Raw genomic sequence first — 13,541 nt, 5'->3', positions numbered from 1 at the left:
GATTTACGACGCTCTCTCCAGACAAACCATAGTTTCAATGTGATGGGTTTGCACAAACATGTCAACTGTACTCAGGCCAATTATGCGGTAATTGCAACCTTTGCTTTCGGTTAGCATGCCGGCAATATCCCGCGCCAAAGTATCCGGTGCGCAGGAAACATACAAAATGCGTTGTGGTCTGTGTTCGGGCTTCAGTTTATGCAGCAACTTCACCGCACCTTCAGCCCCCGGTCTTGCAGGATCTAAACACCACAAATCGGCGGGTTCGCCTAAGTCTGAAGCGGTAATTTCGTTTAAGTCGGCGCTAAGTGAACTCAGGTTATCCATACCGTTGTTTTCGGCGTTAATGCGCGTCTGCTCGGCCATGCGGTAAACACCTTCTACCGCCAGTACAGACTTTGCCCGGCGCGCCAAAGGCAGACTGAAGTTGCCAATACCGGCGAAAAAGTCATACACGCGCTGTGTTTTTTCTGGCCTCAGCCAGTCCATAGCCTGTTGCACCATGCGCTGGTTAATACCGTCGTTAACTTGTAGGAAGTCACCCGGCTGAAAATACAGTTTGTCACCGTCAATGCTCGTATCAAAAGGCATTGCGGCTCCGGCTAAAGGCTGCAGATCGTTCTCGCTCTGCAACCAAATATCGGTTTCATTGGCCGTTTGCCACTCCTGCAACGCCTGCATAGCATCGACTGGCAGCGCTTCCGTTATACGCAGCAAAATAATGGGGGTATTGGTATTAATAGCCTCAATATGGCCGAGTTTGCTGGCTACAGCCGCTGTATTTAACAAAGGATATAAGGCATTTACACGTTGCAGCAGAATTTCATCGGCTACCAGGCAGTCCTGTATGGCGACAATATGGTGGCTTTGTGCTTCTCTGAAGCCAATCAGCAGCTTTTGCTCTTTGCCCAGCCAGCGCGTTGCCAGCCTCACTCTGCGACGGTAACGCGTCGGTTCGCTGACAAGTGGTTCCTGCCACGGCAGAATACTGGTTTGGGGATTAAATACGCCGAACTTCTGAAACAGCTCTTCCACCACTTGCCGCTTATGAGCCAGCTGTTTTTTCTCGTCTATGTGCTGAAAGTCGCAACCTCCACAGCTAGCATAATACTGACAAGGAGCTTCCCGACGGTCGCTACTGGGCTCCAGAATGCGCTCTAAATGACCACTGTGCTTGCCGGCAGTTTTGTATTCTATAACCTCGCCCGGCAAGGCGCCCATAATAAAACGAGTGGGCTGGCCTTTTATAACTGCACGAACAACCGCACGCGCCTGATGGTCAAGTGCTGACACCTGACCTTTTAGGGTTTTACTTACAGACTTATTGCGCTTCTGCGGCTTAAAAAATTGCGCCATGTTGGTTTTGCTTTACCTAATTTATTTCTAATCTGTTTCTAAAATAACCGTTGCTACCGCGTAGTGCTTTTCGTCACTAATGGATAAATGACTGCCAGTAATGCCCTGCTCTTTTATCCATTGTTCGGCGGTTTCGGTGAAATGCCACTCCGGTTTACCGTATTCGTTATGCACTACCTGCATATGCTGAAAAGACAATCCGGCAGAAATACCACGACCAAAAGCTTTGGAGCAGGCTTCTTTGGCAGCAAAACGTTTGGCCAGAAAAGCAGCTTCGTCAACCGAGGCTGTCATTTCTTCCTGTTCTTTTGGTGTTAACACGCGTTTCACTAAACTGTTGCCACGCGCTAACGACTGCTCTATACGGGTTACTTCAACAATGTCAGTACCTAAGCCCCAAATTGCCATTAGCGTGCCTTATCTAAAATATTGCGCATATCGCGCACAGCCTGATCCAAGCCAACCAATACCGCACGGGCAATAATCGAATGACCAATATTCAGTTCACAAACTTGTGGAATTTCCGCCACTTCTAATGTGTTGTGATAGTGCAGACCGTGACCTACATTCACCTGCAAACCAATAGAATGCGCGTATTCTGACGCTTCCATTAAGCGTGCCAGTTCAACAGTACGCTGCTCTTCAGTTTCGGCCTCAGCGTATTGCCCTGTGTGTAACTCCACAATGGGTGCACCGGCTTTTTTAGCGGCGTCTATTTGCTCATGGTCGGCGTCAATAAACAACGACACCTGAATACCGGCATCACTTAAGCGACGAGTGGCATCGGTGATGGTTTCTAACTGACCGGCAACATTCAGGCCACCTTCCGTAGTCAGTTCCTGGCGTTTTTCAGGTACCAGACAACTGTAAGTAGGCTGCGTCTTTATCGCTATATCGAGCATTTCCTCGGTAACAGCCATTTCCAGATTCATGGGAACGTTCAGTGTCTGCTTCAGCATGGCAACGTCGCGGTCAGTAATGTGGCGGCGGTCTTCACGCAAATGAATGGTAATGCCGTCGGCACCAGCTTGTTCGGCAATAGCTGCCGCAGCTACCGGGTCGGGATAACGAACTCCACGCGCGTTACGCAACGTGGCCACATGGTCAATGTTAACGCCCAGGCGTAAACCTTTCATTATTCAGCTCCTTTCGCTTTCGGCTAGTTCTTCGTAATTCACTGACGCTTAGTGCCTCGGAACAATTCACGACTGCGCAGCGGTTTATCACCTAAGTAAACCGCTAAGGCGTCACGCATAATATATTTTAGCAGTCTTAAGCGGTTTTCGTCGTCAACATCCCACGCGGCCAGTTTTTGAATATCCACCACCGAATACGCTCGTTGTTGATTGTCTCTGGCTTGGGTCACAAAGCCATGATCTGGAATAAAATAGCACCACTTCGAGTCGGACAGCACATTACCGGTGTCGGCGTCATAATGCCAGTCAAATGCCGCTCCTAAATGCTGCAATAACTGCCATTCAAACTGACGCAAAGCAGGCTCTACACGCTCGCTGTTGGTCATGTTTTGTAAGGCTGACAAATAGCTTTCAAAAAGCTCGGGGGCTTCAGCTTCTGCCGGCACCAGCCGTTGAATTAACTCATTGAGGTAAAAGCCACTGTAGAGTTTATCGCCCTGCAACAGCAGCTTTTGGGTTGTCTGCTGCGGCTCCAGCAAGGTTAAGGTTTTTAAGTCGCTGCGCCCCTGAAACTCGGCCAACAGTGGCATAAAAGGTTGTGCTAAACCGCGCCAGGGGCTTTTCGGGCGCTTAGCGCCTTTTGCCACCACCCGAACCCGTCCCTTATCTTCAGTGAACAGATCCAGAATGAGACTGGTTTCCTGATAGTCCCAACGATGCAACACCAGTGCCCGCTGCGCCACCGGTTAATCTTCCCGGTAGCCCAGACTTTTCAACGCTCGTTCGTCGTCCGACCAACCAGATTTTACCTTCACCCAAAGTTTCATCATGACTTTGTTGTCCAGCAGTTTTTCTAAATCGCGCCGGGCTTCAGTGCCTATGGTTTTCAATTTGCTACCACCCTGCCCTATAATCATCCGCTTCTGCGCTTCGCGTTCAACCAGTATTAAGGCATGAATATGAGTGGTGCCTTTTTCAGACTGCCCAAACTGCTCAATTTCTACTGTCGTTTCATATGGCAGTTCGTCACCGGTAAAACGCATAAGCTTTTCACGCACAATTTCTGCCGCCATAAAGCGCACAGAACGGTCCGTTACGTAGTCTTCCGGATAATAGTGGTAGCCTGGCTGCAAATGCGAACGAACAATTTTTCTTAGCTCGTCAACATTGTCGCCGTGTGTTGCCGATATGGGCAGAATAGCATCAAACTTATGCTGTTCATTCAGCCACTGCAAGTGCGGTAATAAGCGCTCTTTGTCTTTCAATTGGTCAACTTTATTAACCAATAACACTACCGGCACTTTACTGCGCTGAATTTTCTCCAGCACCATTTTGTCGTCTTCTAACCACTTTAAGTTTTCAACCACGAACAGCACTAAGTCTACGTCTTTTAACGCAGAGGAAGCAGTCTGGTTCATCACGCGGTTTATGGCACGAGGCTCTTGTTTATGCATACCCGGCGTATCGACATAAATGGCCTGACAGCCATCGTCAGTGTCCACACCTAAAATACGGTGGCGGGTAGTCTGAGGCTTATTCGAGGTAATGCTGATCTTCTGCCCCAGCAACCGATTAATCAGTGTGGATTTCCCCACATTCGGACGACCAACAATGGCGACAAAGCCGCTGTGTTTATTCTCGTCCAGTTCTATATCCAGCGTCATGCGCTCTCCTGCAAATGTTCTAATGCGGCCGTTGCTGCAGCCTGTTCGGCTTTACGGCGGCTGGTACCTGTGCCTTTAAAAGGACTTTTGATACCTTCTACAGAACAGTTTACGGTAAATTGTTGATTATGCGCCTGCCCCTGCGTAGCGACCACGTCGTACTCAGGTAAAGGCTTCTGACGGGACTGCAGTAACTCCTGCAGGCGTGTTTTTGGGTCTTTCTGGCTAGTGCCGGGCTCAATCAAGGTTAACTGGGGTTCAAACCAGTTAAGAATGACCTGCCGAATGGTATCCATGTCACTGTCCAGATAAATGGCACCAATAATGGCTTCTACTGCATCGGCAAGAATGGACTCACGGCGATAACCGCCGCTTTTTAACTCGCCCTGGCCTAGCGACAAAAAATCGCCTAGCCCCATTTTCTTACCCAGCTTCGCCAAAGAACGACCACAAACTATCGCGGCGCGCATGCGGCTTAAATCGCCTTCTGCGACTTTGGGAAATTTTTGATACAAAGCTTCAGCTATTACCAGACCTAAAATAGAATCGCCCAGAAACTCCAAGCGTTCATTGTGCGTTGATGAAGCACTACGGTGGGTCATTGCCTGACGCAAGAAATCCTGCTGTTCAAAGCTATAACCAACAATTTTTTCCAGTTCCGTTAAAGGTGGTTTGGGCAAACTCACTCAATACTCCCTAGCCTTTCAAATCGAACTCCCGTAGGAACCCACGACGGCAACCAACTATCGCTACTGCGATCCATTTCAAAACTCATCCAGATGAATACCGCTCTGCCAACCAGCAGTTCTTCGTCAACAAAGCCCCAGTAGCGGCTGTCACGAGAATTATCGCGGTTATCACCCATAGCAAAATACTGGCCTTCCGGCACCACCCATTCGTCTTTCTGTGTGCCCGGCTGATTAAAATACGACATAGTCCTTGGCGCAACACGTGGGTCGATAAGAATTTCGTGGTTTACATCGCCTAACTTTTCTTCATAGGTACGCAATGGCGATGAACCAGAGAAGTATTCACCATCTTCTTTTAATGAGGTGGATACCACCTTCATTTCTTCACAGTCTTTCTGACCTACCGCACAGGCCGGTTGAATGTACAGGGCTTTGTTACGGTAGATAATACGGTCGCCGGGTAAGCCAACAATACGCTTTATAAAATCAATATTCGGATCTTCCGGATATTTAAACACTGCAATATCACCGCGTTCCGGCATTGATGTATCGACCAGTGTTTCCTGAAAAACTGGGTCTTTAATGCCGTAGGAAAACTTTTCTACCAAAATAAAGTCGCCCTTTAGCAACGTTGGCATCATTGAGCCTGAGGGTATCTGGAACGGTTCGTATAACAAAGTACGTACCACCAGTACTAAGGCAATAACCGGAAAAATAGACTCGCTCAGCTCCATAAGTTTAGGCTGAGGCGCCAGAGTGTCAATTTGCTGTTCGGTTAAAGCCTTGGTTGTTTTTGTCTCAACCTCCGCAATAACCGCTTTACGCTTTGGCTTCAGTACTCGCGCATCGTAAAGCCATAACAACCCGGACAGAACCGTAATAACGGTTAAAATAATTGAAAAATAATTGGCCATTTCCTATTTGCCTACTTTTAAAACCGCAAGGAAGGCTTCCTGAGGTACTTCTACGTTACCCAGGTTCTTCATGCGCTTTTTACCCTCTTTTTGTTTTTGTAAAAGCTTCTTCTTACGACTAACGTCACCGCCATAACACTTAGCTGTTACGTTTTTACGCAGCTGCTTGACCGTCGAGCGCGCAATAACATGGTTGCCAATGGTCGCCTGAATGGCAATATCAAACATTTGTCGTGGAATTAACTCACGCATTTTATCAACTAACAGGCGGCCGCGCCCTTCAGCATGATCACGGTGGGTGATCATTGCCAGCGCATCTACCCGGTCGCCGTTAATCAGTATATCGACACGAACCATGTCCGCAGGTTCAAATTTCTTGAACTGATAATCCAGTGAAGCGTAACCACGACTGGTCGATTTCAACCGGTCGAAGAAATCCATAACCACTTCTGCCATAGGCAGTTCGTAAGTTACCGCAACTTGTTTACCGTGATAAGCCATAGCCGTTTGTACGCCACGCTTATCAACACATAAGGTAATAACATTACCGAGAAACTCTTGCGGAACCAAAATGTTAGCTTCCACAATAGGTTCATAAATGGTTTCAATATCGTTAACCGCTGGCAAGTTCACCGGGTTATCCACTTTGACTATACTGCCATCGGTCTTTTCAACTTCATAAACAACCGTGGGTGCAGTGGTAATCAGGTCTATGTCGTACTCACGCTCTAAGCGTTCCTGAATAATTTCCATGTGCAGCATGCCAAGGAAACCACAACGAAAACCAAAACCAAGTGCCGCAGAATTTTCCGGCTCATAAAAAAGCGACGCGTCATTTAACGACAACTTACCCAAAGCATCCCTAAACGACTCATAGTCCTCTGAGCTGATTGGGAACATACCTGCGTAAACCTGAGGCTTTACTTTTTTAAAGCCGGGTACCGGCTCTTTTGCCGGGTTACGTGTATTGGTCAGGGTGTCACCGACCGGTGCGCCCAGAATGTCTTTGATACCCGAAATAACATAGCCCACCTCGCCGGTGTGCAAAATGCCGGTCTCGTGAGGTTTCGGGTCAAAATAACCAACTTTATCAATTTGATACGACTGACCAGTGGACATTACTGTCATTTTCTCGCCGGCACGCAACGTTCCATTGCGTACGCGAACCAAAGAAACAACCCCCTGATAATTATCAAACCAGGAGTCAATAATCAGTGCCTGTAATGGCTCTTCTGGTTCGCCCTTAGGTGGCGGTATCTGCCGGACTATGCGTTCAAGCACGTCGTCAATGCCTAAACCAGTTTTAGCCGAACACTGAACCGCATCCACCGCTTCAATGCCCACAATGTCTTCTATTTCCTGCGCCACGCCCATTGCATCGGCCTGTGGCAGGTCAATTTTGTTCAGTACCGGAACAACTTCCAGATCCATTTCAATAGCGGTATAACAGTTTGCCAAAGTCTGCGCTTCAACACCCTGAGCTGCATCAACAACCAGCAGTGCGCCTTCACAACCCGCCAACGAACGCGAAACTTCATAAGAGAAATCAACGTGCCCCGGAGTATCAATGAAGTTTAACTGATAGGTTTCACCATCTTTAGCCGTGTAATAAAGGGTTACGCTCTGTGCTTTAATCGTAATACCCCGCTCCCGCTCCAAATCCATGGAATCGAGTACTTGCTCAGCCATCTCACGGTCAGTCAGTCCACCGCAATGCTGGATCAAGCGATCGGACAAGGTGGATTTACCGTGGTCAATGTGAGCGATGATCGAGAAGTTACGAATATTACTTTGCTTGAACGCCCTATTCGGCATTGATGATACCTCTGTAAAACTGAATTCTGGAACTTAAAAAATTAGTCCCGATCATACTCATGTTAGCGGCAAGAACAAAGGACTTTATGACAGTTCAGGGGTTTCAGTGCTGAACTTCAGCCGCAACGCTTTCCAGTTTGACCATTGCATTGACTTGAATGTCACGTTTACGGAACCAGCGTTTTAGTCCCCAGAAGGTAAAAGCAAAGCCGGCAAAGGACAGTAAGATAACAAAACCTTCGGGTAACGTGCCTGTATTTTCCAGTAGCACAGCTAATAGCAAAAGTGTCAGTATGGGTAAACCGTAAAGCAATAAAGCAAAGCGTGTTACCGCAGTTTCCGGTACTTCTAATTGCACCTGGTCGCCTGGATTAAAGGCTTGTTCGGTAACCACCGTAAACTGCGCATTTCGGTCAGCAAAAACTTTACTTAAAATGCCGGCACCACAGTTAGATACCTGCGCACAACCCGAACAGGCAGTTTTTAACTGAGTGGTTACGGTTACGCGGTTGCCATCAACCGCTGTTACTTCTGCTATTTCTTTCATTATTTAACTTCTGCCGCTATGCGTTGAGCCATGGCTAAAGGTACCTGACCCACCACTGTCACAAGAAAGTTATTATAACGCTTTGAGAACAAAGTGTGTGAAGAAGATAGCGCGAGATCAGTTTCCATGCCCTCAGTTAGTTCAGCTACATAAACCGAGTACTCGGCAAGACCATCGGAAAATAAATAGTGGTCAACCGGCGTTGAATCGACAACTAGAGTATGGCTTTGCTGGCTTAATAATTTGAACCCTCGCGGCGCCCATTGTGGCTCAACACCGTAATTTGTTGCACTTTGCACCCGCAGATCTTTTAGCAGTGGAGGCATTTCAATATTGCTTATTTCTTTGGTTATTTCAGGCGCGGTATTGCGAACCGATAAACTGGTTAATTGCATTTGCTCCACAACATCGCCGGACTGATTCATCATGATCATTTTAAGCGGCATACCGTGCTTGCGATCAATCCATAGTGCGTAGCTGTAACGCTGATTATCGCGGCTTAAAATACGAATATGCTGAGCATTGCGACCTAAAACTCTTGCACCACCGCCAACAGTAACCTTATAGCTATGGCTAAGTTGTTCAAAGGGTTGAGAAAATGCAGCCGGGAAAATAGCGGTAATAGTATCGGATTTTAATGCGTAGTTACTGGCTGAAGTATTAAAGTGGGCAACCTTGTTATTTACTCTTAAGATACGAAAGTCCGGACCATTCATTTGAATTAATAGTTCGGTACTTCCTGTTTCCGGGTCGTTGCCCTGTAGCCACTGATAAGGCTCAATTTGGTCACCATGTACATGAACTAACGAAGCTTCAAAATTCAGTTCAGTTAAGGCGTCTGCCATACGGTTGAACCAGTCAGCACCACTTTCTGCTTGTTCGTTAGTCTGCTGTGCGCTTACCGAAAAGGTTCCGGCGAATAAAACAGCGCCACATAAAATAGACCGGTACAACCGAGTTTTCATAGCCTTAATTACCTTTGTTGAGCTCCTGCTCTGACTGCTCATCTTTTTCTGCTTTTTGTTGCAACATAAGTTGTTGCTGGTGATCAATCAGGTATGACTGAACCTGACGGCGTCTTTGCTGATCGCTGATTTGCGACATTGGCTCAACACGATTCAAGCTCACCGGCTCACGGCCACCACCAATGGGGCTGGTCAGCAGAGTAGGTTCTGCGCTGCTACCATCAGGTGTCGCGGGTTGCTGATAAGTTTGCACTGTCATCACCGCGACCACGGCGACACTTGCTGCAACGGCAACTTTGGCGAAAGGCTGGAACCAACGTGAAGCCGCTTTATTCTGGCTCTTAGAGCGACCAAAACCTGGCTTAACGACATTGGACTCCTGGCTTACGCTGACACGAACACGCTCGCTAATATCAAGGCTGATATCGGAGTTTAAGTCGCCTTTTATTGCCGCGCGAATAACACTGTAACGGTGCCACTCCTGCTGAGCCTGTTCATCTTTCAACAGTGCTTCAATTTCATCGGCATTGATGAGTTGTTCATCAAACAACGCGGATGTTGATTCTGATTTGTTCCGAGACATAGATGCCCCTCTGTTAGTTTACCGTTCCAGCAACGGTCGGAGTTGATTATCTATTGCTTCCCGAGCGCGAAAGATGCGAGAGCGGACAGTACCTATAGGACAGTCCATTTCTAGCGCAATTTCCTCGTAACCGAGACCTTCAATTTCCCTTAACGTAATTGCCCGGCGTAAATCATCCGGCAATTCATCAATTGTTTTTAGTACCACATCTCGAATCTCATCAGAGAGCATTTGTCTTTCCGGAGAGGCGCTGTCTCTTAGCGCACCGGCTCCTTCATAAAACTCTGCGTCTTCTGCATCAATGTCAGATGCGGGCGGCTTTCTACCTTGCGAAACTAAATAGTTTTTCGCCGTATTAACCGCAATTCGGTACAGCCAGGTATAAAAAGCACTGTCGCCACGAAAGTTCGGTAACGCCCGATACGCTTTTATAAACGCTTCCTGTGCAACATCAGCTACGTCGCCCTGTTGTTTGACATAACGCGATATCAAACTCATGACTTTATGCTGATACTTTTTCACCAGCAGATCAAAAGCTCGGTTATCACCTTGTTGTACTCTTTCGACCAGCTGTTGGTCACTCACCTGTTCGCTCATCCGAGCCTGTTCTCCCTTAACCCAGGAACTGCTGGAACTGGCGGCCCGTCCTGTTTCTTACTGACTGTGACAGGGCCGCATGTAAAAAGTTCGCAAAAATATCGCCAAATGCGTAAAATCGTTCAAAATTCACATTGAGTACTTTATGGAACCTGTTGCAAATTATCAATGCGATGTACTGATTATTGGTTCGGGAGCCGCGGGTTTAACTACCGCTTTACAGTTAGCCGATAACTTAAACGTTACGGTACTAAGTAAAGGCCCGCTGACTGAAGGCTCAACCTTTTATGCGCAAGGCGGCATAGCAGCGGTATTCGACGAAAACGACAGTATTGAGAGTCACATCGAGGATACCTTAATTGCCGGTGCCGGCCTTTGCGATCCCGAAGCCGTTAAGTTTACCACAGAAAACGCGCGTGCAAGTCTGCAATGGCTGATTGACGCCGGAGTAGGCTTTGATCAAGTTGAATCTAAAGACAGCAGCCCGACCTACCACCTGAACCGTGAAGGCGGGCACAGCCATCGTCGCATTCTGCACGCAGCAGATGCCACCGGCAAGGCGGTGCAAACAACATTGCAGAAAAAAGCAATGGAGCATCCAAATATTCAGGTGTTGGAACGATACAACGCGGTCGATTTGATCACGGGTTCACGTATCGGTAAACCTGACGGTTGCTATGGAGCTTATGTCTGGAGCCGTCAGAAAGAACAAGTGGAAACCGTTGCCGCAGGTTGCGTGGTGCTGGCAACAGGCGGGGCAAGTAAGGTATATCAGTATACCAGTAACCCGGATATTGCCAGCGGCGACGGTATTGCCATGGCCTGGCGTGCAGGCTGTAGTGTTGCCAATATGGAATTTAATCAGTTCCATCCAACCTGTTTATTTCACCCCAATGCGCAGAGCTTTTTATTAAGCGAGGCCTTACGTGGCGAAGGCGCTTTGCTGAAACGGCCGGACGGTACTCGTTTTATGCCGGACTTTCATGAGTCTGCTGAGCTGGCCCCGCGCGACGTTGTTGCCCGCGCTATCGACTTTGAGATGAAGCGCCTGGGTGCGGACTGCATGTATCTGGATATTTCTCATAAACCGAAAGACTTCATTCAGCATCACTTCCCTACCATTATGGAAAAATGCTTGTCGCTTGGTATTGATATCAGCAAACAGCCGATGCCGGTAGTCCCTGCGGCTCACTATACCTGTGGCGGAGTTAAAACCGATATGAACGCAGCGACCGATTTACCCAACTTGTATGCCGTTGGTGAGGTTGCCTGCACAGGTCTGCACGGTGCTAACCGCATGGCCAGCAATTCACTGCTGGAATGTTTAGTATTTGCGCGCGCGGCGGCTAAGGATATTTTATCTAAACGCCCTCATCAGAAGGCCTTGAATCATATTCCCGGTTGGGATGAAAGTCAGGTAGGCAATTCCGATGAGGAAGTTATAATTCAACATAACTGGCATGAGCTACGACTGTTTATGTGGGACTACGTTGGCATTGTGCGTACCACCAAGCGTCTGGAACGGGCCCTTCACCGAATTCAGTTGTTACAGCGCGAAATTCACGAGTATTACTCGAACTTCCGCGTGAGTAACAATTTACTGGAGTTACGTAACTTAGTGCAGGTATCAGAGCTTATCGTACGAAGCGCTATTAGTCGTAAAGAAAGTCGCGGCTTACACTATACTCTGGACTACCCTGACACATTGCCGGATCCTCAGCCTACGGTGCTGACACCTAAAAGTTAGGGCTCTGATAGCTGTTGTAACTGGCGCCGCAGTTTTATCTGCTGCGCCTTTGACAACTGAAACCACCAAACCCTGAGCCAGCGCCGCTTTTCCTGACCTTTTTCTGTTTTATAGGCAAGCGGCAGTAAAACCAACATCCCGCCTACGACCAGTGCCTTACTGAATAATTGGCAACGCTCACTCTGCCACCACCAGTAACGTCCACAAGCCGACACCGACAACACGCGCATAGGTCGCTGTAAGCGGAAATAACTGTCAGGAGCCACCGCGCGCGGATCTATACCTTAACGCGCGACAACATAAACTGAATCATTTCGGCAAGTTCTTCGTCTTCGCACTTTTGGTGACCCATAAACCAGGCAAAAAGATCCGGGTCATCGCAGGTAATTAAACGGCGAAATACCGCTTTTTGTTCTTCGCTTAGCTCGTCGTAAGCTTGATCGACAAAAGGTTCAAACAATACATCCAGCTCCAACATGCCCCGGCGGCAGGCCCAGCGTAGACGACGCTTGTCTTTTAGTGCTTCTTCCGATTGTTTTAACGGCAACATAAAATCTCCGCAGCAATTGCCCTTGTAATTCGATAATGTGCCCTAATATTACCACGTAAGCCATTTAATAAGGAGTCATTGTGGTTGAGTTAACGCAGCATTTTACTGACGCAAATCAGGATCACCTTTCCGTTCAACTGACGGACTATGGTATCCTCTCGGTTTCTGGCGAAGATGCTGACAGTTTTTTACAGGGTCAGCTGACATGTGATTTACGCAAACTCGACCAGGATAATTGCTTATATGGCGCACATTGCGATCAAACCGGAAAAGCATTTAGTATCTTCTGGCTTTATCGCGAAGACGACACCGTTTTTTTAGTGATGCATCGCAGTGCAATTGAAGGCTCCTTGGCACAATTAAAGAAATTTGGAGTCTTTAGTAAAGTCGCTATTGATGATGTAAGCGACGACTGGAGCATAGCCGGTGTTTTCGGTAGCAAAGCAGCCAGCGTGGCAGCAGAATTTGATGGCCGGGTAGTACAGGTTGGGACCAGTCCCGACCAATATCTGTTACTTAGCCAACAACCAATTTCTACGGATTATCCGCAACCCTACTGGGATGCGTTGGAAATTGAACGGGTTCGTCCACAACTTACGTCTGAGAACATCCAGGCGTTTGTCCCGCAAATGATGAATTTGCAGGCGTGGGATGGAATCAGTTTTGACAAAGGATGTTATATCGGCCAGGAGACTATTGCCCGGATGAAATATTTGGGCAAACAGAAACGGGCGCTCTTTCGCTTATCCGGTAAAGTAACGGCTCAAGTTACTGCTGGTACGCAATTAGAGAAAGCCATTGGCGATAACTGGCGTCGTGCAGGTACGGTCATTATGGCAGTGAACCGCACCGACACCCAAGTGGACTTATTAGCTGTTTTACCCAGTGACACAGACACTGACACGGCTATACGAGTTCGGGATGACGACGCAAGTCTTCTGGAAATACACTCACTGCCTTATCAATTAGGTTAAATTT

At 47.8% G+C, this 13,541-nt stretch carries 16 protein-coding genes; 2 read left to right on the top strand and 14 right to left on the bottom strand.

The genetic code is table 11. The annotated features are described in order from the left end of the window. Positions 1-3 precede the first annotated feature (3 nt). The 12 genes from rlmD to rpoE all read right to left on the bottom strand — a co-directional run bounded on the left by rlmD (position 4) and on the right by rpoE (position 10,266). Complete coding sequence (gene rlmD, locus ACN0TF_RS02000; RefSeq protein WP_417440547.1) at positions 4-1,356, bottom strand: 23S rRNA (uracil(1939)-C(5))-methyltransferase RlmD; 1,353 nt, start codon at positions 1,354-1,356, stop codon at positions 4-6. Between the two features lie 27 nt (positions 1,357-1,383). Beyond that, the gene (gene acpS / locus ACN0TF_RS01995; protein WP_114981458.1) at positions 1,384-1,764 is read right to left on the bottom strand and encodes a holo-ACP synthase; all 381 of its coding nucleotides are present in this window, start codon (positions 1,762-1,764) and stop codon (positions 1,384-1,386) included. After that, a complete protein-coding gene (gene pdxJ, locus ACN0TF_RS01990) occupies positions 1,764-2,492 on the bottom strand; it encodes a pyridoxine 5'-phosphate synthase (protein WP_011234058.1) in 729 nt (242 codons plus the stop codon). The genes acpS and pdxJ overlap by 1 nt, the downstream gene beginning before the upstream one ends. Positions 2,493-2,530: 38 nt before the next feature. Further along, positions 2,531-3,235: a DNA repair protein RecO gene (gene recO / locus ACN0TF_RS01985; RefSeq protein ID WP_114981460.1), complete on the bottom strand. Its 705-nt coding sequence runs from the start codon at positions 3,233-3,235 to the stop codon at positions 2,531-2,533. A 3-nt stretch (positions 3,236-3,238) separates the two neighbouring features. Beyond that, complete coding sequence (gene era, locus ACN0TF_RS01980; RefSeq protein ID WP_011234060.1) at positions 3,239-4,156, bottom strand: GTPase Era; 918 nt, start codon at positions 4,154-4,156, stop codon at positions 3,239-3,241. Beyond that, a complete protein-coding gene (gene rnc / locus ACN0TF_RS01975) occupies positions 4,153-4,842 on the bottom strand; it encodes a ribonuclease III (protein ID WP_417440546.1) in 690 nt (229 codons plus the stop codon). The genes era and rnc overlap by 4 nt, the downstream gene beginning before the upstream one ends. Further along, positions 4,839-5,759: a signal peptidase I gene (gene lepB / locus ACN0TF_RS01970; RefSeq protein WP_417440545.1), complete on the bottom strand. Its 921-nt coding sequence runs from the start codon at positions 5,757-5,759 to the stop codon at positions 4,839-4,841. The genes rnc and lepB overlap by 4 nt, the downstream gene beginning before the upstream one ends. A 3-nt stretch (positions 5,760-5,762) precedes the next feature. After that, positions 5,763-7,574: a translation elongation factor 4 gene (gene lepA / locus ACN0TF_RS01965; RefSeq protein WP_417440544.1), complete on the bottom strand. Its 1,812-nt coding sequence runs from the start codon at positions 7,572-7,574 to the stop codon at positions 5,763-5,765. Positions 7,575-7,677: 103 nt separating this feature from the next. Then, positions 7,678-8,121, bottom strand: a complete 444-nt coding sequence (locus ACN0TF_RS01960; protein WP_417440543.1) for a SoxR reducing system RseC family protein — start codon at positions 8,119-8,121, stop codon at positions 7,678-7,680. Continuing rightward, on the bottom strand, positions 8,121-9,086 hold the full coding sequence (locus tag ACN0TF_RS01955; protein ID WP_417440542.1) for a MucB/RseB C-terminal domain-containing protein: 966 nt from the start codon (positions 9,084-9,086) through the stop codon (positions 8,121-8,123). The genes ACN0TF_RS01960 and ACN0TF_RS01955 overlap by 1 nt, the downstream gene beginning before the upstream one ends. 4 nt (positions 9,087-9,090) lie before the next feature. After that, entirely contained in the window at positions 9,091-9,669 is a 579-nt protein-coding gene (locus ACN0TF_RS01950) for a sigma-E factor negative regulatory protein (protein WP_417440541.1), read from the bottom strand. Positions 9,670-9,687: 18 nt separating this feature from the next. Beyond that, entirely contained in the window at positions 9,688-10,266 is a 579-nt protein-coding gene (gene rpoE / locus ACN0TF_RS01945) for an RNA polymerase sigma factor RpoE (protein ID WP_011234067.1), read from the bottom strand. A gap of 145 nt (positions 10,267-10,411) precedes the next feature. Between rpoE and nadB the strand changes: the two genes are divergently transcribed. Continuing rightward, entirely contained in the window at positions 10,412-12,013 is a 1,602-nt protein-coding gene (gene nadB / locus ACN0TF_RS01940; protein ID WP_417440540.1) for an L-aspartate oxidase, read from the top strand. Here nadB and ACN0TF_RS01935 read toward each other — a convergent pair. After that, positions 12,010-12,279, bottom strand: a complete 270-nt coding sequence (locus ACN0TF_RS01935; RefSeq protein ID WP_417440539.1) for a hypothetical protein — start codon at positions 12,277-12,279, stop codon at positions 12,010-12,012. The genes nadB and ACN0TF_RS01935 overlap by 4 nt on opposite strands. 11 nt (positions 12,280-12,290) lie before the next feature. Continuing rightward, complete coding sequence (locus ACN0TF_RS01930) at positions 12,291-12,563, bottom strand: succinate dehydrogenase assembly factor 2 (RefSeq protein ID WP_417438136.1); 273 nt, start codon at positions 12,561-12,563, stop codon at positions 12,291-12,293. 80 nt (positions 12,564-12,643) lie between these two features. On the opposite strand from ACN0TF_RS01930, the gene ACN0TF_RS01925 reads away from it, so the two are divergent. After that, positions 12,644-13,537: a YgfZ/GcvT domain-containing protein gene (locus ACN0TF_RS01925; RefSeq protein WP_417440538.1), complete on the top strand. Its 894-nt coding sequence runs from the start codon at positions 12,644-12,646 to the stop codon at positions 13,535-13,537. The last annotated feature ends 4 nt before the right edge of the window (positions 13,538-13,541 follow it).

This window comes from Idiomarina sp. (genome assembly GCF_048265525.1).
Taxonomy (GTDB): domain Bacteria; phylum Pseudomonadota; class Gammaproteobacteria; order Enterobacterales; family Alteromonadaceae; genus Idiomarina.
The sequence above is the reverse complement of the archived record's forward strand: the minus strand, read 5'-3'. Positions and strand labels throughout refer to the sequence as shown.

Excerpts from the sequence above, each read along its gene's own strand:
- rlmD (WP_417440547.1), bottom strand. The coding sequence starts at position 1,356 with ATGGCGCAATTTTTTAAGCCGCAGAAGCGCAATAAGTCTGTAAGTAAA.
- acpS (WP_114981458.1), bottom strand. The coding sequence starts at position 1,764 with ATGGCAATTTGGGGCTTAGGTACTGACATTGTTGAAGTAACCCGTATA.
- pdxJ (WP_011234058.1), bottom strand. The coding sequence starts at position 2,492 with ATGAAAGGTTTACGCCTGGGCGTTAACATTGACCATGTGGCCACGTTG.
- era (WP_011234060.1), bottom strand. The coding sequence starts at position 4,156 with ATGACGCTGGATATAGAACTGGACGAGAATAAACACAGCGGCTTTGTC.
- lepB (WP_417440545.1), bottom strand. The coding sequence starts at position 5,759 with ATGGCCAATTATTTTTCAATTATTTTAACCGTTATTACGGTTCTGTCC.
- lepA (WP_417440544.1), bottom strand. The coding sequence starts at position 7,574 with ATGCCGAATAGGGCGTTCAAGCAAAGTAATATTCGTAACTTCTCGATC.
- ACN0TF_RS01960 (WP_417440543.1), bottom strand. The coding sequence starts at position 8,121 with ATGAAAGAAATAGCAGAAGTAACAGCGGTTGATGGCAACCGCGTAACC.
- ACN0TF_RS01955 (WP_417440542.1), bottom strand. The coding sequence starts at position 9,086 with ATGAAAACTCGGTTGTACCGGTCTATTTTATGTGGCGCTGTTTTATTC.
- ACN0TF_RS01950 (WP_417440541.1), bottom strand. The coding sequence starts at position 9,669 with ATGTCTCGGAACAAATCAGAATCAACATCCGCGTTGTTTGATGAACAA.
- rpoE (WP_011234067.1), bottom strand. The coding sequence starts at position 10,266 with ATGAGCGAACAGGTGAGTGACCAACAGCTGGTCGAAAGAGTACAACAA.
- nadB (WP_417440540.1), top strand. The coding sequence starts at position 10,412 with ATGGAACCTGTTGCAAATTATCAATGCGATGTACTGATTATTGGTTCG.
- ACN0TF_RS01930 (WP_417438136.1), bottom strand. The coding sequence starts at position 12,563 with ATGTTGCCGTTAAAACAATCGGAAGAAGCACTAAAAGACAAGCGTCGT.